The sequence below is a fragment of the Marinobacter salexigens genome, from assembly GCF_018860765.1.
Lineage (GTDB): Bacteria > Pseudomonadota > Gammaproteobacteria > Pseudomonadales > Oleiphilaceae > Marinobacter > Marinobacter salexigens_A.
The window spans coordinates 137,543-160,530 of the sequence record NZ_JAHKPV010000018.1 but is presented as its reverse complement, the minus strand read 5'-3'; the positions used below and the strand labels follow the sequence as shown (position 1 = coordinate 160,530).

Here is a 22,988-nt window from a genome sequence, read left to right as displayed (position 1 = left end):
GAGCCGTTCCCCGCTCTCTCTTGCACCGAAATTTGTTAATGACCTTTGAAATTGAAAATCTGGAGACTTTCTAGCATGACCAAGATTGCCAACATTAAAGCCCGTGAGGTTCTGGATTCCCGTGGTAACCCCACGGTAGAAGCAGACGTAGTCCTTGAAGATGGAACGCTTGGTCGTGCCTGTGCGCCCTCTGGTGCGTCTACGGGTTCCCGCGAAGCGCTGGAGCTGCGGGATGGTGATGCGTCCCGGTATCTGGGCAAGGGCGTACTGAAGGCAGTTGCGGCTATTAATGGCAAGATCAACGATGCACTGAAAGGCATAGATGCTGCAGACCAGCGTGTGCTGGACAACATCATGCTGGAGCTGGATGGCACGGAAAACAAAGCCAATTTGGGCGCTAACGCTATTCTGGCGGTGTCACTGGCAGCGGCAAAAGCAGCAGCAGAGTCTCTGGGTAAGCCTCTTTACGAGCATATTGCTGACATCAACGTTACCTCTGGCAAGTTCAGTATGCCGGTGCCGATGATGAACATTCTGAATGGTGGTGAACACGCGGATAACAACGTTGATATCCAGGAGTTCATGGTGCAGCCGGTTGCTGCCAAGAGTTTCTCTGAAGCTCTGCGCATCGGTGCCGAGATTTTCCATAGCCTGAAAAAAGTATTGCAGGCGCAGGGCTTGAACACAGCGGTGGGTGATGAGGGCGGCTTTGCGCCTAACCTGCCGTCCAATGAAGCGGCTCTGGCCGTGATCAAGGAAGCGGTAGAGAAAGCCGGTTACAAGCTTGGTACGGACATCACACTGGCTTTGGACTGCGCGGCTTCTGAGTTCTATAAGGATGGTCAGTATGTGCTGGCTGGAGAAGGTAAGAGCTTCGATTCTGCCGGTTTTGCTGACTACCTCGCTGGCTTGGCCGAGCGTTACCCGATCGTGTCTATTGAAGATGGTATGGACGAGAGTGATTGGGATGGCTGGAAGGTGCTGACCGACAAGATTGGCGACAAAGTACAGTTGGTGGGCGATGATTTGTTTGTTACCAACACCAAGATCCTCAAGCGTGGTATTGACACAGGTGTGGGCAATTCGATTCTGATCAAGTTCAATCAGATTGGCAGCCTGAGTGAAACTCTGGATGCCATTAAGATGGCACAGGATGCTGGGTTTACGGCGGTTATTTCTCACCGCTCCGGTGAGACGGAAGATACAACGATTGCAGATCTTGCGGTTGCTACCTGTGCCGGTCAGATCAAAACCGGTTCTTTGTGTCGTTCGGATCGGGTTGCTAAGTACAACCAGTTGCTGCGCATTGAAGAGGCGCTTGAAGGTAAGGCTCCTTATCGTGGCCTCATTGAAATCAAGGGGCAGGGCTGAGAATAACAGCTTCCGTTTTGGCCTTTAATCCTTTAGATTTTAGGTAACAGAATGTTAAGGCCGTCGTGTTTTGAATATAAATTCAATCACGACGGCCTTTTTGTCCAATTAGTTAGAAGAATTTGTTGCGAATCTACTCTAAGGTCTATACTTATCATTCGGTGTATGATTTTTGATCGTTTTAACTCCTGAACGGAAACGGTATTAATGAAGTTGCTCTGGGCTTTCATGGTTGTTCTCATTCTCCTTCTGCAGGTGCGCTTGTGGGTTGGGGAGGGCAGCTTTGCGCAAGTCTGGACGTTGGAGCAGTCGATTGCGGAACAGCGGGGGGAGAATGCTGAGTTGTCCACACGCAATGCGCGTTTGTATGCGGAGGTGCGTAACCTTCGTAATGAGCAAGGTGCGGTGGAAGAGCGAGCTCGGATGAATCTGGGGTTGATTCGCGATGATGAGACCTTTTTTCTTGTTGTTGAGCAGTGACTTTTTAATTTGAGCACAGAGCGGCAGGGAAGTTCTTTCCAAGACACGCTATGAACACTTCCCTGTGCGCTTGACGGTGGCCATCCTTGGCCACCGACAGTCTTGGAAAGAACTTCCCTGCCACTCTCTCAACAACGTGCGTAACTCTCATGAGTGACTCTAAACTCTGGTTGATTGTCCCCGCCGCAGGCATTGGTCAGCGGATGCGGGCCGAATGTCCTAAGCAATATCTCCGTATTAATAATCGTTTTATTCTGGATATCACACTGTCGCGATTGTTGGATACCGGTCGTTTTACCGGTTGCATGGTTCCGTTGAATGCCTCAGATCATTGGTGGCCAGAATCAGATGCGAATAATGATAATCGTATTCAAACCTGTAGCGGCGGCGCGGAGCGGGCGGATTCTGTGCTCTCGGCACTGCACGCTCTCAAAGAACAGGTGGCTGCCGATGACTGGGTGCTGGTTCACGATGCGGCTCGTCCTTGTGTTCACCCGGCCGATCTTGCGAATCTTGTTTCAACACTGGCGGAACATCCTGTAGGTGGCCTGTTGGCGGCTCCGGTTGCAGATACGCTTAAAAGGGCGGATTCCGGTGGTTTACCTGAAGTTGCTGAAACGGTGGATCGTAACCAGTTGTGGCGGGCGCTTACGCCGCAGATGTTCCGTTATTCTATGTTAGTTTCGGCGCTGGAGACTGCTCTGCAAGAGAGTCAGCCAGTTACGGATGAGTCCTCTGCGATGGAGTTTTCCGGTAATATGCCGGTTCTTGTGGAAGGTCGGCCGGATAATATCAAGATTACTGTACCTGCTGACCTGGATCTTGCTGGCTTTATTCTTAGCCGGTTCTGAGTTTTCTGTATTTTCCCGGAGTTGTTTATGCGTATTGGTCAAGGCTTTGATGTTCATGCCTTCGGCGAAGGCGATGCCATTATTATTGGTGGTGTTTCCATTCCTTACAAGCAGGGCCTGAAAGCCCACTCTGATGGTGATGTGTTGCTGCATGCTTTGGCGGATGCGCTGCTGGGTGCGGTTGCTTTGGGAGACATTGGTCATTTGTTCCCGGACACGAGTAATGAGTGGGCTGGGGCTGATAGCCGGGATTTGTTGCGTCGGGTTATGGCCCGAGTCGCCGAGGAGGGTTTTGCGGTGCTCAATGTTGATACAACGATTATCGCGCAAGCGCCCAAGATGGCTCCACACGTTGAAGCTATGCGTTTAAATGTTGCGGAGGATCTGGGTATTCCCGCCAGCCGTGTAAGCGTTAAAGCGACCACTAGTGAGCGGCTTGGCTTTACCGGCCGAGGTGAGGGCATTGCTTGTCAGGCAGTTTGTTTACTTGAGCCGGTGACCTCTTGAGCTTTGCAAATACTGGTGTAGGAAATTGGCGGCTGGACTGGCCCGTATCTGGCGGGAGGCGCGTAGCTAGTGCCCAGTTGAAAACTGCACCGGAGGATTTTCGCGTAAGTGAGGTGTTTGAGGAATCCGCGGAGCGAGCGACGCCGTCTGGATCAAATGGTGTTGCCGGCGAGGGGGAGCACCTGTGTTTATACATCGAAAAAACCGGAGATAACACGGAATTTTTGGCCGGAGAGCTTTCAAATTTGGCTGGCTGTCGGTCGTTTGATGTGGGGTTCTGTGGGCTAAAGGATAGACACGCGGTTACCAGGCAATGGTTCAGCATATACCGCCCCGGTATGATGGACGAGGATGCTGCTCTGATTGAGCGTGTATCAGAGCACTGGCCTGTAAGGTCCGCTTACCGTAGCGTGCGCAAGTTGCGCCGTGGCGACCATCAAGGTAATCACTTTGTGATTAGGCTACGGCAGGTAGGAGCTGAGCGTGACGTGATTGAAAGCGCCCTTGCTCGTCTTAAGGCGCAGGGTGCTCCCAACTATTTTGGTCCTCAGCGTTTCGGCTTTGCCGGTGGCAATCTGGATCGGGCAGTTCATATTGATCCTTCCACATTGAACCGCCGTAGCGGGCAAGGTAAGCGCAGAGGGAGAGGGTCAAGTAGGGCTGGAGGTGGCAGAGACGGACGGAAAAACGTATTGTACTTTTCGGCTGCTCGCTCTTGGTTATTTAACGAAGTGCTTGCCTCACGGGTCGCTGATGGCAGTTGGCGCAGCCCACTTTCGGGAGAGCCGGTAGACATTGCAACTGGCCCGTTATGGGGCGATGGCGGCACTAGTGCTGGTGGTGAGGCTGAGCAGCGAGAGCGTGAAATTGTAGCCCAGACACCCAACTTGGCTTCGTTGTTTCTAACGACCCGAATGAAGCCTGAGCGCCGCCCTTTGGTGTCCATGCCACGGAATTTCAACTGGCTCTGGCTGGACGATGGTAGTTTGGAACTGGAGTTTTTCCTGGAACCGGGGCAGTACGCGACCACGGTTCTGAGCGATATTTTTGAGCTTGAGGACATGAGCCTCGGCCACCATAACAAACAACACGGCTAGACTGCGTTCCTTGAGAAAACAAAGGTCCGCAAGGTTTGGTTAGCGATTAATTGGAGAGCGCTGTGCGTATTCTGTTGTCAAACGATGATGGTGTTCATTCACCGGGGCTGATCGCCTTATTTGAAGGCCTCAAAGGTCTAGGTGATCTTGAAGTAGTCGCACCGGATAGGGATCACAGCGGAGCGAGCAACGCTTTAACGCTGAATCGGCCCCTAACGGTTGAACAGCATCCCAATGGTTTCCGTTCCATCGACGGTACGCCTACAGACTGTGTGCATCTTGCAGTTAATGGCTTGTTTTCAAAACCTTTTGATCGTGTGGTTTCTGGTATCAACACTCACGCTAATTTGGGTGATGACATTATCTATTCCGGCACCGTTGCCGCAGCCACAGAGGGCCGCCATCTCGGGTTGCCAGCTATTGCCGTCTCATTAGTGAGCGAGGGGCGTAATCATTATGATACGGCCGCAAGAGTCGTCCGCATGCTACTCGAAGGCGCGCGCCCGCTTGTGCTGGGGCCACGCTCAATTCTCAATGTGAATGTGCCGGATGTACCTTGGGAAGAACTTGCGGGATTTCGGGTTACCCGACTGGGGGATCGTGAGCGTGCTGAGGGTGCGGTTCCTATGACCTGCCCTAGAGGCAAGGAGCGTTACTGGATTGGAGCAGCAGGCAAAGGCGGCGATGCAGGTCCCGGAACCGACTTTCATGCGGTTGCAGAAGGCTATGTGTCGCTTACGCCAGTGCACATCGATATGACCCGCCATGAAGCCTTAGTATCTCTCCGTTCCTGGGTGGACTCCCTGCAGGCCTCCATGGGGGATGGTGCGTGAGTGGAGAGCTTCAGGGCATAGGGATGACCTCTCGGCGCACACGTATGCGTTTGGTGCAGCGCCTCAAAGAATCAGGTATCGAATCAGATTGGGTACTCGAAGTCATGGGGGAGGTGCCCCGTCATATTTTTCTTGATGAGGCCTTGTCGCACCGGGCTTATGAAGACACGGCACTGCCAATCGGCTATGGGCAGACGCTATCGCAGCCTTATATTGTGGCGCGCATGACTGAGCTGCTTCTTCGACACCAGCCAGCCAGGGTATTGGAGTTGGGCACCGGGTCTGGCTATCAAACAGCTGTGCTATCCCAGCTTTTTGATCAAATTTATAGTGTTGAGCGGATAAAACCACTTCAGGATCGTGCGCGGGATCGATTGCGGCAGCTCAGCATCCGAAATGTGATGCTCAAGCATGCTGATGGCGGCATGGGATGGCCAGAAAGAGGCCCGTTTGACGGCATTATTGTGACTGCGGCTCCTATGGAGGTTCCTGCGGAACTTTTGGAGCAACTTGCTGATGGCGGCGTGTTGGTTGCGCCTGTTGGTGAAGAGCGTCAGGTGCTTGTTGAAGTGATACGTAACGGCGATAAGTTTGATCGACGAGAGCTGGAGCCCGTCCGTTTCGTTCCTTTGCTTGGCGGGGTTGTCCGTTGATCAGCTCTCAACAGGAAGGGTTAGTTGAAAGTGCCGCCCGCAAACAGCATCCTGCCTCGGTGTTTTTGAGGGGTATGGCCATGGGGGCAGCGGATATTGTCCCCGGCGTATCCGGCGGCACGATAGCGTTCATTACAGGTATTTACTTCCGGCTTCTGGAGGCTGTGAGCGCGGTTCCAGGCGCAGTGTACAGGGATTTGTTTAAGGGGAATGTAAGAGCGTTTTGGCAGTCCTGCGATGGTAGTTTTCTCGTCACTCTTTTGCTGGGTATTCTTCTTAGCATCGTCACGCTGGCCTCTGGGATCACCTACTTGTTGGCAGAGTATCCCATTTCGATCTGGAGCTTTTTCTTTGGGTTAATTCTCGCCTCTGTTTGGCATGTCGGGCGCCAAACTCGGCATTATCGAGCGTCGCTGCTCGCTCCTCTCATGGTAGGTGTTGTGGTTGCCTGGTGGATTACCACCTTGACTGTTGGACAGCTTAACCCGTCAGCTATGACGTTTTTTGTAGCTGGCGCTGTGGCAATATGCGCGATGATTTTGCCCGGTATCTCGGGGAGTTTCATTCTGGTTATTATTGGCATGTATGCCCCGGTTCTTGCAGCCATCAAATCCCTTGATATCGCGTACTTGCTATTGTTTATGGCAGGCTGTTTGGTGGGGCTATTGTCGGTTGCTAGGCTCATTACTTGGGCTTTTCATAAGTTCCATGACCATGTTCTGGCCCTGCTTACAGGCTTCATGATTGGTGCCTTGAACAAAGTCTGGCCATGGAAGGAAACCTTAAGTTGGCGAACCAACAGTTCGGGGGAGCAGGTAGCCTTAAGCGAGATCAGCATCGGCCCTTGGGCATTTGCGGATCTCACCAATCAGGATCCGAAGATTTTCATGGCGGTTGTTATGGCTGGCGTGGGTATTGCGCTTGTTTTGCTTGTTGAATGGCTAGGTGAGCGCTACTCGCAAACAGAGCTAGCAGAAGGCACTAATCTGCGCTAAAGCGGTGTTACCTTTTCAGGCATGCCTTTGTTCCCGCCCGTAACAATAGCCATGCCGGGTAACAGAGATGGCCAGTGAGTCACTTGGATTTGATATCAAAATGTGCAATAAATTAGCGGGTTACTTTTGAAACTTCAGGATCTTCTTTGATCAGATTCAGAGCCTGTACAGATCAATTATAATCGGGCCGGTGGTAATGCTGTGAGACTGTTGCGTGGTCCAGCTCAAGCCGCTTTGTCGGCTTTTCCGCGGTTCCTTTTTGGTGCCCAGCGTCCCTTGTGGGTCTCTAAAAACGGTAAGTTCTGGCTTTTTCTGCTCGCGTTTTTGCTTCTTTCCGGTGCGATGAGTGGCTGCAACACTCAAGCGATTCATCAGGATGATATATACAACCCGCCGGTTTACTGGGGGCGCCACGTGGTGCGTCAAGGCGAGACTCTGTACGGTATTGCTTGGACCTACGGTCGCGATTATAAAGAACTGGGTAGCGCCAATGGAATCAGTCCGCCGTGGACGATTCAGCCTGGCCAAGTTCTGCGTTTGGATCTGCGCGGAAAGGCGCAATCCAGCAATAAATCAAGTACAACGGCGCGGGCTTCTCGGCCGACTGCGACGACTACTGCAAGGTCGCCTCGGGCACAACCACCTGTGCCAACACCGCAAAATTCCCGAAAACCTGCTGTCACCCACAAGCCTGATACCTCTGCTCCTCTGGTCTCCAGAACTCAAACGGTAGCCAATATTTCATGGCGCTGGCCGCACTCTGGCACTGTAATTGCTAGATATTCAGCATCCGGAAAAGTCAACAAAGGCGTTGATATTGCCGGAAAAGCTGGGGATGCTGTAAGAGCTTCCGCAGACGGGAGTGTGGTCTACGCGGGCGACGGTTTGCTTGGTTATGGTAATTTGATTATTGTGAATCACAACGAGCGATATCTGAGCGCTTACGCGCACAATCGGAAGATTTTGGTAAGCGAAGGAGAGGGGGTTAAAGCCGGGCAGGTTATAGCGGAGCTTGGCAGCAGTGGTGCAGAAAGGCCGATGCTACATTTTGAAATTCGGAAAAATGGAAATCCGGTCGATCCAACCCATTACTTGCCGCCGCGCTAGCTAAAACCACGGCACTACAAATAAGAAAAAATGGTGGCAAAGGTGTTTAAGCTAGCCATTGAAGACGTCCTGAAAAAAGTGAAATAACCAATGCCCGCAACAATAAAAGTATCGGGCAAAATCCAGGATTATTGAAAGGCGGTGCAAAGATATGTCAGCAGAACAGGAAGATATCATTATCGATCGCGTAGCGGATGTTGATGAGCCCGAGGATCAGCTGCTCGCAGAAGAAAAAACCGACAAAGTTGCCCCAGAGGCTGCCGAAGTCGATGGAGAGCTATCCGCCAGAACACGCTATTACAGCAGTGCAAATGCTAAACAGCTGGACGCCACTCAGCTTTACCTTAATGAAATCGGTTTTTCACCACTGCTAACCCCGGAAGAAGAGGTTTATTTTGCACGCCTTGCGCGCAAAGGAGAGGAATCTGGCCGTAAGCGAATGATTGAGAGTAACCTGCGGCTAGTGGTAAAAATTGCTCGCCGCTATGTGAATCGTGGTCTTACCCTGTTGGATTTGATTGAAGAGGGTAATCTTGGGTTGATTCGTGCGGTTGAAAAGTTTGACCCGGAGCGAGGCTTTCGTTTCTCAACCTATGCAACATGGTGGATTCGCCAGACAATCGAGCGGGCCATTATGAATCAGACCCGCACCATTCGGTTGCCTATTCATGTTGTTAAGGAGCTGAATCTTTATTTGCGAGCGGCTCGTGAGCTAACGCAGAAGCTTGACCATGAACCTTCGGCGGAAGAAATCGCCAAGATGGTGGACAAGCCGGTTAACGACGTTAAGCGAATGCTGGGTTTGAATGAGCGCGTCGCTTCCATGGATACGCCTATCGGCGCTGGTGGTGAAAAATCCCTACTAGACACGGTTGCCGATGAGGGGGCGTCTGATCCTGCTGATCTGTTGCAGGACAACAATATGAGCGCCTGTATCGGCAAGTGGATAGATCAACTCAGTGAAAAGCAGCAGGAAGTTTTATCCCGACGGTTTGGGCTTCGGGGATACCCGGTCAGCACCTTAGAAGAAGTTGGACAGGAAATTGGCCTAACTCGTGAGCGGGTTCGCCAAATTCAGGTGGAGGCGCTGCGGCGCTTACGTGAAATTCTGGAAAAAGAAGGTCTGACTGGAAACCTATTGTTCAAATAACGTTTCCCTTCCTTCGCTCAAAGCGCTAGCCATGTCTCATGGCTGGCGTTTTTTGTTTTGGGTGTTCGGAACAAACAACTCTGAAAAAGTATCCCGGCAAATGAGAACCAGACGGCGCTTTGTCCTAATAAGACATTGTTAGAATAGGTAAGTCGGGAGCTAAGGATCTGTACCCGGCGACGAATGAACTCTCATAATAATGACTGAAAAGGAAAGGACTATGAAGAAGGCGTTTTTGACGAGCTTTGCATCCCTGATGCTTGCAGCCACACTCTCAGCTCCTGCTTCGGCGCTAACGGTTGGCGGTGTCGACGTCCCGGATACCTATACTGCTGGCAGCACCGAGCTTCAATTGAATGGCGCTGGTACACGCTCCAAGTTTTTCATGGATCTGTATGTTGGTAGCCTTTATGTGTCTCAGATGCAGAAAGATGGCAGTGCCGTAGTTGAAGCTGATGAGCCTCAGGCAATCACGCTGCATATTACATCTGGGATGATCACCAGTGATCGTATGACGGAAGCGACTATGGAAGGGTTTGAAGCCTCAACCGATGGTGATATGTCTTCGGTTAAAGCAGAAGTCGACCAGTTTATGGCGGTGTTCAAAGAAGAAATCAAAGAAGGCGACGTATTTGATCTTGTTTACGTGCCAAAAGAAGGCGTAAAAGTTCTGAAAAACGGTGAACAAAAGGACACTGTGGGTGATCTAGCCTTCAAAAAAGCCTTGTTTGGCATTTGGCTTTCTGACGATCCTGCGCAGAAGAGTCTGAAAGAAGAGATGCTGGGTCAGTAGTAGAGCGGCGCCAGTACTTTATTAAAGAGCCGGCAGAAGCCGGCTTTTTAATACGTAATCCGGTCGTTTACAGGTAGTCGTTTTTTTCCTTGAACTCGCAAAGGTCTTCAATTATGCAGGCGCCGCATCTCGGCTTTCGTGCCACGCAGGTATAACGTCCATGCAGTATCAGCCAATGATGGGCATCCATTAGAAATTCCTTGGGTACCAGCCGCATCAAGCGTTTTTCTACCTCCAGTACGTTTTTACCCGGTGCGATACCCGTACGATTGGATACCCGGAAAATATGGGTGTCTACTGCCATGGCGGGTTGCCCAAAAGCGGTATTTAGCACTACGTTTGCGGTTTTTCGGCCAACACCGGGCAAAGCTTCTAGATCTTCACGGTTATCAGGCACAACGCTATCATGCTTTTCGATCAGTATGCGGCAGGTTTTGATAACGTTTTCCGCTTTGCTGTTAAACAGCCCAATGGTCTTTATGTATCGCTTCAGCCCATCTACGCCCAGTGCCAGTATAGCTTCTGGGGTATTGGCTACCGGGTAAAGTTTGTCTGTCGCTTTGTTAACGCCAACATCGGTTGCTTGGGCAGAGAGAATAACGGCAATTAGCAGTTCAAAAGGGGTGCTGTAATTCAATTCTGTTGTCGGATGCGGGTTGGCTTCCCGCAACCGAGAAAAAATTTCAATACGTTTGGCTTTATTCATGGGGTTTCGTTACCACTCCGGCCGCAGATCAGGAAACATTTCCGGTAACACGCACACGCTTGCTACCGGGCGTTGCTGCGGGCTGAGCCGCTTTTTGGCGCTCTTTTAGGTGGCGGTCAATGCCGTTTTTTAACGCTATTAGCAAACCGAGGCCCACAAAAGCGCCGGGTGGCAATACCATGAACAGCATATCTGGATACTTGGCAAATGGCTTTATGACCCAATCTGCAGCTATGGGGCCGAGCAGCAGGTGCATATCAACGAACAGCGTGCCCTGGCCGATCAGTTCTCGCATGCCACCTAAGATGATAAGTACCGCAAGAAAACCAGCGCCCATCATGGCGCCGTCAAGCAGTGCAGGGCCTGGGGCATTGCGGGAGGCAAAGGCATCGGCACGGCCAAGAATGGCACAGTTTGTGACAATGAGAGGGATAAATATGCCGAGAATCTGGTACAACTCGTAAGTATAGGCCTGCATCAGTAATTCTGCACAGGTGACGAAGGAAGCGATGATCATCACGAATGCAGGTAAGCGCACGGATTCGCTAACAAAATTTCGAATCAGCGAAACAGCGAGGTTTGAACCCATGAGCACCATCAGGGTTGCCAGCCCAAGGCCAATCGCGTTTACCACGGTGCTCGTGACCGCAAGAAGAGGGCAAAGTCCTAATACCTGCACCAGAGCAGGGTTGTTGTCCCAGAGCCCGTCGCGAACGATTTCACTGGAGGTCTTGGTTGCCATTGTTAGGGTTGCTCCACATTCAGTGATTCATCGGTCAAATCTCCGGGGGTAACCACAGAGCGTTGCCCTGACGGGGCGCTATTCAGTTGGGCCCGAATAGCCTGTTGGTTCTGTCGGAAATACACCAGTGATGTTTGTACCGCTTTCACCACGGCTCTGGGAGTAATGGTAGCACCGGTGAACTGGTCGAAAACGCCGCCGTTCTTTTTAACATTCCATTCTTTGGGTGCTGGATTACCCAATGAGCGTCCTTCAAATCCTTTTACCCAATCGGATTTTCGGGTTTCAATCCGGTCGCCCAACCCCGGGGTTTCTTTGTGCTCAATCACTCGCACGCCCAGAACAGTGCCTTCGAGATCAATGCCTACAAGTAGTTTGATGGTGCCTGAATAGCCGTCTGGCGCGGTGGCAGGCATGATCATCCCAACCGGCTCGTCGTCCTGACGTGCAACCCACACGGTGATCGGCCCATCAGTTGCTAGCCGGTCACTGGCTGGGAGAATCAAAGTGTCTCTTAGTAGATCGTTGTTGTGATCGCTCTCAGGGATAATTTCAAACAAGGCTTTGGCTTCTGCTCTAGCAGCCTGCTCCTTGATGCGTTCGTTGGTGAGCGCCTGAGTAAACGCAATGGTGCCGCCGGTAATAACTGCAAATATGCCAAGACCGATAGCGCTGCGGCGAATGGATTGAGTCATGGTTGTCATGGTCAGTTCCTGCCTCCGCCGGGCAGCCCGCGACGGGCCTTATGATGGCCATAGGTTCTTGGTGGCGTGTAATGATCGATAAAGGGCACAGCAAAGTTCATTAACAGAACACTAAACGCCACAGCATCGGGGTAGTTGCCCCAGATTCGGATTAGGTAGATAAGTACGCCGATACCCGCTCCATAAATCAACTTTCCCTGATGGCTGGTGGCAGCAGAGACTGGGTCGGTGGCGATAAAAAATGCGCCTAGCATAGTGCCGCCAGCCAGCAGGTGCAGTGACAGAGGCGCGTATAGGTCCTCATTGCTACCAAACGCCAGACTCATGACGACCAATGCAACTAAAAAAGCGACAGGAATATGCCAAGAGATGATTTTTAGGCCTATCAGTACAAGCCCGCCAACTAGAAAAGCTGCGTTGACCCACTCCCAGCCTTTGGCAAAGCCCTCCCCGAATGTTGGGTGGGCAAGAACTTCATCTGCAGTATGGGTTGCAATCTTATGTTTGTATTCGTCCAGCGGTGTGGCCATGGTCCAGCCATCAATCGCTGTTTGTTTTGCCGAGGCGATTACCGAAAGCGTTTCTGCAAAACTGGGTGCCTTGTCCCAGAGTAGTGCAGGCTCTGCCCAGTTTGTGGTCATGGCAACCGGGAATGAAATAAGCACCAGCGCATAGCCTACCATCGCAGGGTTGAACGGATTCGAGCCGAGGCCGCCATAAAGTTGTTTAGCGATCACTATGGCGGAAGTAACCGCGACCCCGGATACCCACCATGGCGCAAACTGAGGTAGGGAAAGACCCAACAAAAGACCGGTAACAGCGGCAGTATTGTCCTTGAGAATAAATGCAACTGGCTTGTTGCGTAGCTTGAGGATGGCGGCTTCTGAAGCCAAGGCAATGGCGATACACCAGACAACGTTTATGATGTTGCCCCAACCAAAAAATAGAGTCTGCGCAAGTAAGCCGGGTAGGGCTGCAAGTATGACCCAAAGCATCACCTTCGATGTTGGGCGCGCACTGTGGGCATGGGGTGAAGACTGTTGAACAAACGCCATGAAGATCGAGCCTGATTCGGGTTATTCGGTAGATTGGGATTCGGGCGGAGTCGCCTGTATTTTGCGTGCGTCTGCTAAAGCCTCTTCTGCCCGCTTTACCCGGTCATGATTCTTGGTGACAGCACGTTCCAGTTTGTCCACGTTGTCGGCTTGCTGCGCCTTTGCGTCTTCAAGCATGGCCTGCATGGTTTCCAGTTTGGACTGTGCCTGGGCAAACTGCTTTTCCAATGCCTTTATATCGATATCGGGTTTTTTCTGAGCTGGCTCAGTGGGTGCGGCTACCTTCGCGTTATTGGCTTCGGTGCTGGCTCTTTTCCGTGCCAATGCCTGCTCCACCAAAGCGGATTTTGCGGCTCGCTCGTCCGCAGCTTCTCCGTTGGCGTCGGCTCTTTCAGCCTCCGCCTTTTTGTTGGCCTGAGCTTCGGCCGCGGCCTTGGCGCGCTCTTTTCGGCGTAGCTCTTTCTCTTGTTGCTCGCGCTCAAGCCTTTGCTGACGCGCTTCAAAGCGCTCACGTGCACGGTCTGCCTTGAGTTGCTCCGCCCGCTGCACACGTATCTCGCCTTTGGCGTAACGGTAATACTGCACGAGCGGAATGGAGCTGGGGCAAACATAAGAGCAGGCGCCACATTCGATGCAGTCGAAGAGGTTTAGATGTTCGGCTTTCTCAAACTCGGTTGCCTTGGCGTGCCAGAACAGTTGCTGGGGCAGCAGTTCCATGGGGCAAACTTCTGCACACTGACCACAGCGGATGCAGGCTTGCTCCGGCGGAGGTGCAGGCAACTCGGAGGCAACCGCTGCGATGATGCAGTTAGTGGTTTTGATAACCGGAACCGCTGTTGTGGTTAGGGTATAGCCCATCATAGGTCCGCCAAGAATCAGGCGGCTGACGCGATCCTGTTGCAGGCCTGCCTGATACAGCAGGTAATTCAAAGGCGTGCCCAATAAAACCTCAAAATTGCCCGGATTTATGACGGCTTCCCCCGTTACCGTTACAACTCGACTGATAAGCGGTGAGCCTTCAAAAATAGCCTTGGCCACAGCAACGGCGGTGCCCACGTTCTGGCACATGACGCCAATGTCTGCCGGAATACCTCCGCTGGGTACTTCCATGCCGGTGAGAATCTGGATGAGCTGTTTTTCTCCGCCGGAAGGGTATTTTGTCGGGATAACGGCTAGTTCAACTTGTGTACCTTGAGTTGCTTCACGCAGTGCCGCTGCAGCTTCCGGTTTGTTGTCTTCAATGCCGATTACACACCGCTCAGGGCGCAGGATCCAAGCCATCACCTTCAAGCCCGCAACAACATCATTGGCCCGCTCACGCATGGTCATATCATCAGCGGTAATATAGGGCTCGCACTCGGCGCCATTGAGAATCAGCGTGTCCACTTTGCGGTCTCTGGGCGGTCTCAGCTTTATATCCGTTGGGAATCCAGCGCCGCCCATGCCCGAAATACCCGCTGAATGAATGATGGCAAGAGCCTCATCCCGCTCGAGGCTGCGATAGTCGGCAATAGGATAACGTTCGCACCATTCATCTTTGCCATCGGGCTTTAAAACAATGCACCTGTCGGCCATGCCGGACGGGTGGGGTACTGGGTAGTCGCCTATGCTTTCGATTACGCCAGATGTTGGAGCATGCACAGGAACACCCATACCGTGGCTGACGTCAGCAATTTTTTGGCCTTTCAGTACAACGTCGCCAACGGCAACTGTTGGCTCCGTAGGCGCACCGATATGCTGTTGCAATGGCAGCACAAGTTGCGCGGGAACGCCTGCGGATTGAATGGGCCGACTGGTCGAAAGCTCTTTGTTTTCTGCGGGGTGAATACCACCGTTAAAGTCCCAAAGCTTGATGGTGGAGGACATCAGGAGTTCGCCTCCTGATTGTCTGTGGCGATTATTTGAGGCTGCGACCAAGTCCATCCGCGGATATCCGGCTCAATGGTGATCATATCAATACAGTCAACGGGGCAAGGCTCCACGCATAAATCACAGCCAGTGCATTCACTTTCGATAACCGTGTGCATGTGTTTGGCGGCACCGAGAATGGCATCCACCGGGCAGGCCTGAATGCACTTCGTGCAGCCTATACATTCATCTTCCCGAATTACGGCAACTGTTCGGGCTTGTTCCACCCCGTGTTCGGCATCCAGAGGCTGGGGCTCTACATCTAAAAGATCGGCAAGTGCGTTAATGGTGGATTCACCGCCGGGTGGGCATTTGTTGATAGCGCCACCATCGGCAATGGACTCGGCATAGGGACGACAGCCGGGATACCCGCACTGGCCGCATTGGGTTTGGGGAAGCAAAGAATCAATCTGGTCTACCAGCGGGTTGCCTTCGACTTTGAATCGCTCTGACGCAAAGCCCAGCAAGGCACCAAATACCAAGGCGAGGCCAAGCAGGGCCAGAACGGCGATGACAATGCCTGTCCACATAAAACTGCGTCTCCGTTAAACGCTGACTAGGCCGGTAAAGCCCAGAAACGCCAGTGACATCAACCCTGCGGTAACCATACCGATAGCCGCCCCCCGGAAAGCGGTAGGGGCATCGGCCACGGCAATGCGCTCACGCATCGCGGCGAACAGCACCAGTACCAGCGAAAAGCCGGCAGCGGCGCCAAAACCGTAGAGCACTGATTCAACGAAGTTGTTATTTTTGTTCAGGTTAAGAAGTGCAACGCCGAGTACCGCACAGTTGGTGGTAATCAACGGCAGGAAAATACCCAGTACGCGATAGAGCAGCGGGCTGGTCTTACGAACAACCATTTCAGTGAACTGAACCACCACCGCAATAACCAGAATGAAGGTGATGGTCTTCAGAAACACTAAATCCAGAGGAGCAAGCAAGTAGGTGTAAGCAAGATAACTGCAAACGGATGACAGAGTTAGCACAAACGTGGTGGCCAAAGACATGCCCATGGCCGTTTCCAGCTTGCCTGAAACCCCCATAAAGGGGCACAAACCAAGAAACTGAACCAACACAAAGTTGTTCACCAGAATGGTGCTGACCAATATCAGTAAGTACTCTGTCATTGTTGCTTCATCATTGCGTTATCGGAGCCTGCTGCCGCGACCTCTGTTTACATTACCCGCATGCCGGGTGTCGCACCCGAATCCGGAGACAGGATAAAAATATCCTTACCACCGGGGCCTGCCGCCAGAACCATGCCTTCAGACATACCGAACTTCATCTTACGGGGTTTCAGGTTGGCGACCATCACAGTCAGACGACCCTCAAGATCTTCTGGTTTATACGCAGACTTGATACCAGCAAACACGTTGCGTTCGCCATGCCCTAGATCAAGCGTTAGACGAAGAAGCTTATCTGCACCTTCAACATGCTCGGCTTTGACAATTTTGACGACCCTGAGATCCACTTTTGCGAAATCATCGAATTCGATCTCGTCTGAAATCGCTTCGTTATTGTCGGATTTGACGGGTTGTGCCGGTTTGCCGGTCGCCGCAGGCATTTCTTCTTTCGACGCATCCAGCATTTTCTCGATCTGCGCCATATCCACCCGGCTCATTAGAGGCTTGAACTTGCTGATGCTGTGGTCTTCAAGCCGCTCGCTGCGATTGTTCCAGTCCAGCTTTGCATTCAGGAACTCCTCGGATGCTTTGGCTGTCTCTGGCAATACCGGCGCAAGATAGGTCATTAGCAAGTGGAACATGTTGAGGGCGTTGGTGCAGATAGCTTGCAAGTTTTCATCTTGACCCTCCTGCTTTGCGACCACCCAAGGCTGCTCATCATTTACGTATTGGTTGGCGATATCGGCCAACTCCATGATGCGGCGCATGGCACGGCCAAACTCCCGGGCCTCGTAGAAGGCTTCCAGATCCTCACCAGCCTCAATGAACTCCTTCAGCTTTTCGTGCTCGGTCACTTTTCCAAGCTTCCCATCGAAACGCTTGGTAATAAAGCCTGCACTGCGGCTAGCGATGTTGACCACCTTGCCCACTAGATCCGAGTTCACTCTGGCGGCAAAGTCCTCCAGATTAAGATCCATATCGTCCACACCGCCGGTTAGCTTGGCAGCGAAGTAATAGCGCAGATACTCAGGGTTCAGGTAGTCCAAATACGTGCGAGCCATAATGAAAGTGCCACGGGACTTGGACATTTTTTTGCCATTAACCGTCACAAACCCATGTGCCCAAACCGCCGTTGGCGTGCGGAAACCAGCGTCATGGAGCATCGCTGGCCAAAACAAAGCGTGGAAGTTGATGATGTCCTTGCCAATGAAGTGATAGACCTCAGCCTTGGAATCCACCTTCCAGAAATGCTCGAAATCTACATCTTCCCGGTTACAGAAGTTTTTGAAGCTGGCGAGATAGCCAATAGGTGCATCCAACCAAACATAGAAAAACTTACCGGGAGCATCCGGGATTTCAAAACCAAAATAGGGTGCATCACGGCTTATATCCCACTCTTGCAAACCTGCATCCAGCCACTCAGCGAGCTTATTGGCAACTTGTGGTTGCAAAGCCCCACTGCGGGTCCATTGGGTCAGGAAGTCGGTAAACTCCGGCAACTTGAAGAAATAGTGCTCCGACTCCTTCTCGATGGGTGTAGCGCCGGATACCGCAGAGCGCGGATCAATCAGCTCAGCAGGCGTGTAGGTTGCACCGCAGGCCTCGCAGTTATCACCATACTGGTCGACTGCTTTGCACTTCGGGCAGGTGCCTTTGATAAACCGATCTGCGAGAAACATGTTCTTCTCGGGATCAAAAGACTGGGTAATCTTGCGCGTCGCAATGTTGCCGTTCTTCTGCAGCTGACGGTAAATATATTCGGAGAAGTAGCGATTCTCTTCCGAATGGGTGGTGTAGTAGTTGTCAAAGCGGATATGAAACCCGCTGAAATCCTGCTGGTGCTCCTCACGGATTCGGTCGATCAGCCGTTCGGGCGTAATACCCTCGCGCTCGGCACGGAGCATAATCGCTGTGCCGTGGGCGTCATCCGCGCAAACGTAGTAGCAAGTTTGGCCTCGCATATTCTGATAGCGCACCCAGATATCCGTCTGGATATATTCCAGCAGATGGCCTAGGTGAATGGGGCCATTGGCGTAGGGCAGGGCGCTGGTAACCAGAATATCGCGCTGTTGCTTTGAACTCGCTTGCGTCATGGTGTGTCCGAACCTTTCATCAGAATAAGGGTTGTATGGTCAGAAACGGGCCCAGATGATACCTTTCAAGCAGATATTTTTCACCCGAAACACCTGTTTTCATGCTGAAAAAGCAGCATGAGCTTATTCCGGAGAGCCAGATGACACAGATTTCAGAGCAGGCCCTGCAGGCGGCGGTTCGTGAATACCGAGACCCATACCTAGAAAAAGACCTTTACGACTTGGGTGCCGTAAAGTCACTGGTGGCGGATGAGACAGGTAAAGTAACGCTGATGGTCGAGCTACCATACCCATCAAAAGGCATCGCAGGTGGCCTTAAACAGCTGGTGACTAATGCTCTGGAAAACGTCGACGGCGTTGAGGTCGCCGAAGTACACGTAGGCCAGAAAATACACGCCTACAAAGTCCAGAAAGACCTGCCGTCTGTTCCCGGCGTCAAAAACATCATCGCAGTTGCCTCCGGCAAAGGCGGCGTCGGAAAATCCACAACCGCCGTCAACCTCGCCCTTGCGTTGCAAGCAGAAGGCGCCCGTGTAGGCGTACTCGACGCCGATATTTACGGCCCCAGCATAGGTATGATGCTCGGTGTCCCCGAAGGCAAACGCCCCGGCGTGCGTGAAGAAAAATACTTCCTGCCCATGGAAGCCCACGGCCTCCAAACCATGTCCATGGCCTTCGTAACCACCGACAAAACCCCCATGGTATGGCGCGGTCCTATGGTCAGCGGTGCGGTTATGCAACTCTTGCAGCAAACCCTTTGGGATGAACTCGATTACTTAATCGTCGACATGCCCCCCGGCACCGGCGACATCCAGCTCACCCTAGCCCAGAAAGTCCCGGTTACCGGTGCAGTCATCGTCACCACTCCTCAGGACATAGCGTTGCTTGACGGTAAACGCGGCATAGAAATGTTCCGCAAAGTTGAAATTCCGGTGCTGGGCGTTGTAGAAAACATGAGCGTACATATCTGCAGCAACTGCGGCCACGAAGAGCACCTGTTTGGCGACGGCGGCGGTGAGCGGATTGCCGATGAATACGAAACAACCCTGCTGGGCCAGTTGCCCCTGCACATGACCATCCGCGAACAGACCGATGGAGGTAAACCTACAGTGGTTGCCGTGCCGGATTCCGAAGTGGCACTGCGCTACCGGGATATTGCTCGCCGGGTTGGTGCTGAATTATCGACAAGGGAGCGGAATCTTAGCGGCGCGATTTCAAGTGTGTCTGTAAAGACGCGGTAACTTAAGACGTGGGTTGGACGGCGTGCTGCACATAGGCTAATTCATGGACGCGGCAGGCAACTCATTGATTTGATCGCAGGCGCGGGAAAGGCGGTTCAAAAATGTCGGAGGCCAGGGAAGGCCGGAGACAAGCTCACAGGGATGTGCTCGAAGCGGTTTTTGAACCGCCTTTCCCGTGACTGCAGCCACCAAACCAAAAAGACTTCAGGCCATACCGCCAAGCTTCGACAGAACCAAACTGAACAGGTAAACTACGCCCCAATTTTCCCAGTGGATACGAGACTTCGCCATGAGCATCAAAGCCGATAAATGGATTCGCCGGATGTCCGAACAACACGGCATGATCGAACCTTTCGAAAGCGGACAGGTCCGCGAAACCGAACAAGGTCGAATCATCTCCTACGGCACCTCAAGTTACGGCTACGACGTACGTTGCAGCAACGAATTCAAAATCTTCACCAACGTACACTCCGTAACCGTCGACCCCAAAAACTTCGACGAAAAAAGCTTCGTAGACTTCACCGGCGACGTCTGCATCATACCGCCGAACTCCTTTGCCCTAGCGCGTACCGTCGAGTACTTTCGCATCCCCCGCAGCGTACTCACCGTATGTCTGGGCAAATCCACCTACGCACGCTGCGGTATCATCGTAAACGTTACCCCGCTGGAACCCGAGTGGGAAGGGCACGTAACACTCGAGTTTTCTAACACCACAAACCTACCAGCAAAAATCTACGCAAACGAAGGTATCGCACAGATGCTCTTCTTTGAGTCTGACGAAATCTGCGAAACCAGCTACAAGGATCGGGGTGGCAAATACTTTGGCCAAACCGGCGTGACCCTACCCAAAACATGAACGCCAACCAGTTTCTCAAAGCGGTTTCCCAGCTGCAGGGATGGCGCGAATGCGCTTTCCTATTGGCACTTGCCGAGCGCTCATTCCCGAATTATGCACTGTTTGCGGAAGCCGTAGGCCTGAAAACCGGCGGAAAGATGCACCAAATTCTGGAGCTGGCCTGGGGCTCGCTTCAAGAGGATGTAGCAGAAACCGCTATCCCACAACTGTTGGTAAAGCTCGAAGCTTTGTCTCCTGATGTAGAGGCCTATGACGCCTACGGCGTATACCCCGCGTTCGATTTTTGTCAGCTTTTGGAGCAGGCGCTCCTTAACCGTCTGAACCCCTCGAAGCATCGAGCAACAGAAGCATCGCAGTTGGCGACAAGCACCGTTATGAGCTTTATTGAACTGTCGGAAGGTGAGGGGCTTGAAGAAGATGAGTTGGTTCGCGTGCTGGACTCACACCCCTTGATGAAAGAAGACAAAGCCTTCCAGCGTGATCTCGTATTGGCACTGAAACGCCAGCGCACACCAGTGGAGCAATTTATTGAAGAAATCCGAGTAAATGCGGCAAACGAAGGCGTCAGTAATCTCGGTATCTCGCTGGGTGATTAAAGCGCCCCAGCCATGTAGTGCAACCTCGCAGCCCCGTTAATTATTCAGCTTTGACCTTATGGATGTGAGCTCATGAAACTCTCCACGTTTGGCCGAAAGTTTACCGCAGATGCTGGCATAACCTCTCTGATGGATGATCTTGGTAATGCCATGGCTTCCGGTGACGACATGATCATGATGGGGGGCGGCAACCCCGGACATATCCCCGAGATTCAGGCTCGGGTGCAAGAAATATTGGCAGATATGAGCCGCAGCGAAAGTGATGTTCGCCGGCTCGTGGGTGTTTATGATCCGCCTCAGGGTGAAAAACAGTTTATTGCCTCGCTTGCCGACCTGCTAAGCCGCGAATATGGTTGGGATCTGAAGCCTGAGAATATCGCGCTTACCAATGGCAGTCAGGCGGCCTTCTTCATGCTGTTTAATATGTTTGGCGGCGACTATGGCGAAGGCCAGCGCAAACACATACTCTTGCCCCTGGCGCCGGAGTACATCGGCTATGCGGATGCGGGCATCGAGCCTGACCTGTTCCATGCAGTGCAGCCAGATATCTCATTTACCGATGCCCACGAATTCAAATATCGGGTGGACTTCGATGCAGTAGAGGTAACAGGGGAGACCGGGGCCATCTGTGTATCCCGGCCAACCAATCCGACCGGGAATGTGGTTACCGACGAAGAGATGGCGCGCTTGGAGGAAATGGCGCGGCAGCATGACGTACCGCTAATCGTTGATGGTGCCTACGGAACGCCTTTCCCTAGTTTGTTGTTTGTGGATGCGAAGCCAACCTGGAATGAACAGATTATTTTGTGCCTCAGCTTATCCAAACTCGGCTTACCCGCCGCCCGCACGGGCATCGTTATTGCTGCGGCACCGGTGATAAAAGCCTTGTCTGGAATAAATGCCATCATGAATCTGGCCACGGGCAGCTTTGGTGCCATGCTAGCTGAACCGCTTGTTCGCTCCGGCGAAATTTTGTCCCTGAGCCGAGAAGTGGTGTGTCCGTTTTATAAGCGGAAAATGCAGCGGGCTGTGGCGGCGTTTCGAGACGCTATGGGCGAAGACAGTTGCCGCTGGTATGTTCACAAGCCAGAAGGCGCCATGTTCCTGTGGTTGTGGTTCCCAGATTTGCCCATTACTAGCCTTGAGCTTTATCAACGCTTGAAAGCTCGTGGCGTGTTGGTTGTGTCAGGCCACTATTTCTTTCCGGGGTTACCCGAGGATGGATGGAAACATCGTGATGAGTGCCTGCGCGTAACTTATTCACAGGACGACGGGCGCGTAGCTCAAGGACTGCAAATTATTGCCGATGAAGTTAAGGCCGTTTGGGCTGAGGCAGACCGGGAGGTTTAACCTCCCAAACCCACGTTCTTCAACTCCAATTTGTACTCGCTGCCATCGGGCTCAACCTGAAGGAGGCGAACCAGTACAAAGTTTTTATCGGGGTCAAACCACATCAGGGTTTCCCGCTTTGAGTCTTCGCGAACCTTTTCGGCTTTAAGAAGTGAGGATTGGCTGTCATCGGAAAGAGAGGCATCGTCGTTTATGACGGCAAAGCGTTCGCTATCTATTTTGCCGCGGTCCAGAACCTGATATTCCATCTCCCTTTTGCCGTTCAAAATGTCCTGATGCAGTTGCACCTGAAAGCCTAGTGGGTCGAGCGTGCCTTTCTCAAGTTCCACCTCGAAATCTTTGTCTTTATATTTACCCGTAGCGATGCCAGCTTCCCAGTCGAAATCGATAGACTGTTTTCTATCTTTGATAAGAAAACCGGATAGGCTGTATCGATATTTCAAGGGGGTTACCTGACCCTCTTCCCATTTTAGGGTTAGCGATTCGTCGAGGTCGGCGATGAAAGACTTCACCTCGGTTCGGTACAGCCATACGTCATTGCCTTGGGATGTGAGTATGCGTCTAGCGCTGCCATTGAGCGAGAGCCCCTTTTCCATGGAGGCGTCATAGCTAACTTCGAAGGGGAAGAGATCGGGAGCTGGTTCCGCGCGTGCGGCCGCACTCAGTGCTAATGCCAGCATGCACATAAGGCTGGCGATGGTAACCCGCCCCCTCTTTAAGAGGACGGGAACAGTCCGTTTAGCTGCAAACATTTCGTTGACCTCGAATCCTTCATG

The 22,988-nt window shown here is 52.4% G+C and carries 24 protein-coding genes; 15 read left to right on the top strand and 9 right to left on the bottom strand.

Annotated features, from left to right (window positions below):
* The first annotated feature begins 75 nt into the window (after positions 1-75).
* From eno to KO508_RS10545, 11 genes are all read left to right on the top strand, one after another.
* Positions 76-1,371: a phosphopyruvate hydratase gene (gene eno, locus KO508_RS10595; RefSeq protein ID WP_216008285.1), complete on the top strand. Its 1,296-nt coding sequence runs from the start codon at positions 76-78 to the stop codon at positions 1,369-1,371.
* A gap of 207 nt (positions 1,372-1,578) precedes the next feature.
* Positions 1,579-1,851: a septum formation initiator family protein gene (locus tag KO508_RS10590; protein ID WP_216008284.1), complete on the top strand. Its 273-nt coding sequence runs from the start codon at positions 1,579-1,581 to the stop codon at positions 1,849-1,851.
* Between the two features lie 149 nt (positions 1,852-2,000).
* The gene (gene ispD / locus KO508_RS10585; RefSeq protein ID WP_216008283.1) at positions 2,001-2,702 is read left to right on the top strand and encodes a 2-C-methyl-D-erythritol 4-phosphate cytidylyltransferase; all 702 of its coding nucleotides are present in this window, start codon (positions 2,001-2,003) and stop codon (positions 2,700-2,702) included.
* A 27-nt stretch (positions 2,703-2,729) separates the two neighbouring features.
* The gene (ispF, locus tag KO508_RS10580; protein ID WP_216008282.1) at positions 2,730-3,209 is read left to right on the top strand and encodes a 2-C-methyl-D-erythritol 2,4-cyclodiphosphate synthase; all 480 of its coding nucleotides are present in this window, start codon (positions 2,730-2,732) and stop codon (positions 3,207-3,209) included.
* Positions 3,206-4,306, top strand: a complete 1,101-nt coding sequence (gene truD, locus KO508_RS10575; RefSeq protein ID WP_216008281.1) for a tRNA pseudouridine(13) synthase TruD — start codon at positions 3,206-3,208, stop codon at positions 4,304-4,306. Before ispF ends, truD begins: the two co-directional genes overlap by 4 nt.
* Before the next feature lie 62 nt (positions 4,307-4,368).
* Complete coding sequence (gene surE, locus KO508_RS10570; RefSeq protein ID WP_216008280.1) at positions 4,369-5,139, top strand: 5'/3'-nucleotidase SurE; 771 nt, start codon at positions 4,369-4,371, stop codon at positions 5,137-5,139.
* Between the two features lie 23 nt (positions 5,140-5,162).
* Positions 5,163-5,792 carry a protein-L-isoaspartate(D-aspartate) O-methyltransferase gene (locus KO508_RS10565; protein ID WP_252738065.1) on the top strand — a complete coding sequence of 210 codons (630 nt, stop codon included), beginning with the start codon at positions 5,163-5,165 and terminating at the stop codon, positions 5,790-5,792.
* 74 nt (positions 5,793-5,866) lie between these two features.
* Positions 5,867-6,787, top strand: a complete 921-nt coding sequence (locus KO508_RS10560; protein WP_354668025.1) for a DUF368 domain-containing protein — start codon at positions 5,867-5,869, stop codon at positions 6,785-6,787.
* A 342-nt stretch (positions 6,788-7,129) separates the two neighbouring features.
* Complete coding sequence (locus KO508_RS10555) at positions 7,130-7,894, top strand: peptidoglycan DD-metalloendopeptidase family protein (RefSeq protein WP_216008316.1); 765 nt, start codon at positions 7,130-7,132, stop codon at positions 7,892-7,894.
* Positions 7,895-8,045: 151 nt separating this feature from the next.
* Positions 8,046-9,044: an RNA polymerase sigma factor RpoS gene (rpoS, locus tag KO508_RS10550; RefSeq protein ID WP_216008278.1), complete on the top strand. Its 999-nt coding sequence runs from the start codon at positions 8,046-8,048 to the stop codon at positions 9,042-9,044.
* 220 nt (positions 9,045-9,264) lie between these two features.
* The gene (locus KO508_RS10545) at positions 9,265-9,837 is read left to right on the top strand and encodes a chalcone isomerase family protein (protein WP_216008277.1); all 573 of its coding nucleotides are present in this window, start codon (positions 9,265-9,267) and stop codon (positions 9,835-9,837) included.
* A gap of 67 nt (positions 9,838-9,904) precedes the next feature.
* On the opposite strand, the gene nth is transcribed toward KO508_RS10545, so the two are convergent.
* Genes nth through metG form a run of 8 tightly spaced genes read right to left on the bottom strand, consistent with a single transcriptional unit; the run spans position 9,905 to position 18,169 of the window.
* Entirely contained in the window at positions 9,905-10,543 is a 639-nt protein-coding gene (gene nth / locus KO508_RS10540; RefSeq protein WP_216008276.1) for an endonuclease III, read from the bottom strand.
* A gap of 28 nt (positions 10,544-10,571) precedes the next feature.
* On the bottom strand, positions 10,572-11,285 hold the full coding sequence (locus KO508_RS10535; RefSeq protein WP_216008275.1) for an electron transport complex subunit E: 714 nt from the start codon (positions 11,283-11,285) through the stop codon (positions 10,572-10,574).
* 2 nt (positions 11,286-11,287) lie between these two features.
* A complete protein-coding gene (rsxG, locus tag KO508_RS10530) occupies positions 11,288-11,989 on the bottom strand; it encodes an electron transport complex subunit RsxG (protein ID WP_216008274.1) in 702 nt (233 codons plus the stop codon).
* A gap of 2 nt (positions 11,990-11,991) precedes the next feature.
* On the bottom strand, positions 11,992-13,044 hold the full coding sequence (gene rsxD, locus KO508_RS10525; protein WP_216008273.1) for an electron transport complex subunit RsxD: 1,053 nt from the start codon (positions 13,042-13,044) through the stop codon (positions 11,992-11,994).
* Between the two features lie 21 nt (positions 13,045-13,065).
* On the bottom strand, positions 13,066-14,910 hold the full coding sequence (gene rsxC / locus KO508_RS10520) for an electron transport complex subunit RsxC (RefSeq protein WP_216008272.1): 1,845 nt from the start codon (positions 14,908-14,910) through the stop codon (positions 13,066-13,068).
* Entirely contained in the window at positions 14,910-15,482 is a 573-nt protein-coding gene (gene rsxB, locus KO508_RS10515) for an electron transport complex subunit RsxB (protein ID WP_216008271.1), read from the bottom strand. Before rsxB ends, rsxC begins: the two co-directional genes overlap by 1 nt.
* Before the next feature lie 15 nt (positions 15,483-15,497).
* On the bottom strand, positions 15,498-16,079 hold the full coding sequence (rsxA, locus tag KO508_RS10510) for an electron transport complex subunit RsxA (protein ID WP_216008270.1): 582 nt from the start codon (positions 16,077-16,079) through the stop codon (positions 15,498-15,500).
* Positions 16,080-16,126: 47 nt separating this feature from the next.
* Positions 16,127-18,169, bottom strand: a complete 2,043-nt coding sequence (gene metG / locus KO508_RS10505) for a methionine--tRNA ligase (protein ID WP_216008269.1) — start codon at positions 18,167-18,169, stop codon at positions 16,127-16,129.
* 140 nt (positions 18,170-18,309) lie between these two features.
* Here metG and apbC point away from each other — a divergent pair, with 140 nt between their 5' ends.
* The 4 genes from apbC to KO508_RS10485 all read left to right on the top strand — a co-directional run bounded on the left by apbC (position 18,310) and on the right by KO508_RS10485 (position 22,212).
* Positions 18,310-19,410 carry an iron-sulfur cluster carrier protein ApbC gene (apbC, locus tag KO508_RS10500; protein WP_216008268.1) on the top strand — a complete coding sequence of 367 codons (1,101 nt, stop codon included), beginning with the start codon at positions 18,310-18,312 and terminating at the stop codon, positions 19,408-19,410.
* Between the two features lie 289 nt (positions 19,411-19,699).
* Entirely contained in the window at positions 19,700-20,266 is a 567-nt protein-coding gene (gene dcd, locus KO508_RS10495) for a dCTP deaminase (protein WP_216008267.1), read from the top strand.
* A complete protein-coding gene (locus KO508_RS10490) occupies positions 20,263-20,862 on the top strand; it encodes a YjaG family protein (protein ID WP_216008266.1) in 600 nt (199 codons plus the stop codon). The genes dcd and KO508_RS10490 overlap by 4 nt, the downstream gene beginning before the upstream one ends.
* 72 nt (positions 20,863-20,934) lie before the next feature.
* Entirely contained in the window at positions 20,935-22,212 is a 1,278-nt protein-coding gene (locus KO508_RS10485; RefSeq protein ID WP_216008265.1) for a valine--pyruvate transaminase, read from the top strand.
* Here the strand turns inward: KO508_RS10485 and KO508_RS10480 are convergent.
* Positions 22,209-22,964, bottom strand: a complete 756-nt coding sequence (locus KO508_RS10480) for a DUF3108 domain-containing protein (protein ID WP_252738054.1) — start codon at positions 22,962-22,964, stop codon at positions 22,209-22,211. The genes KO508_RS10485 and KO508_RS10480 overlap by 4 nt on opposite strands.
* Positions 22,965-22,988: the final 24 nt, after the last annotated feature.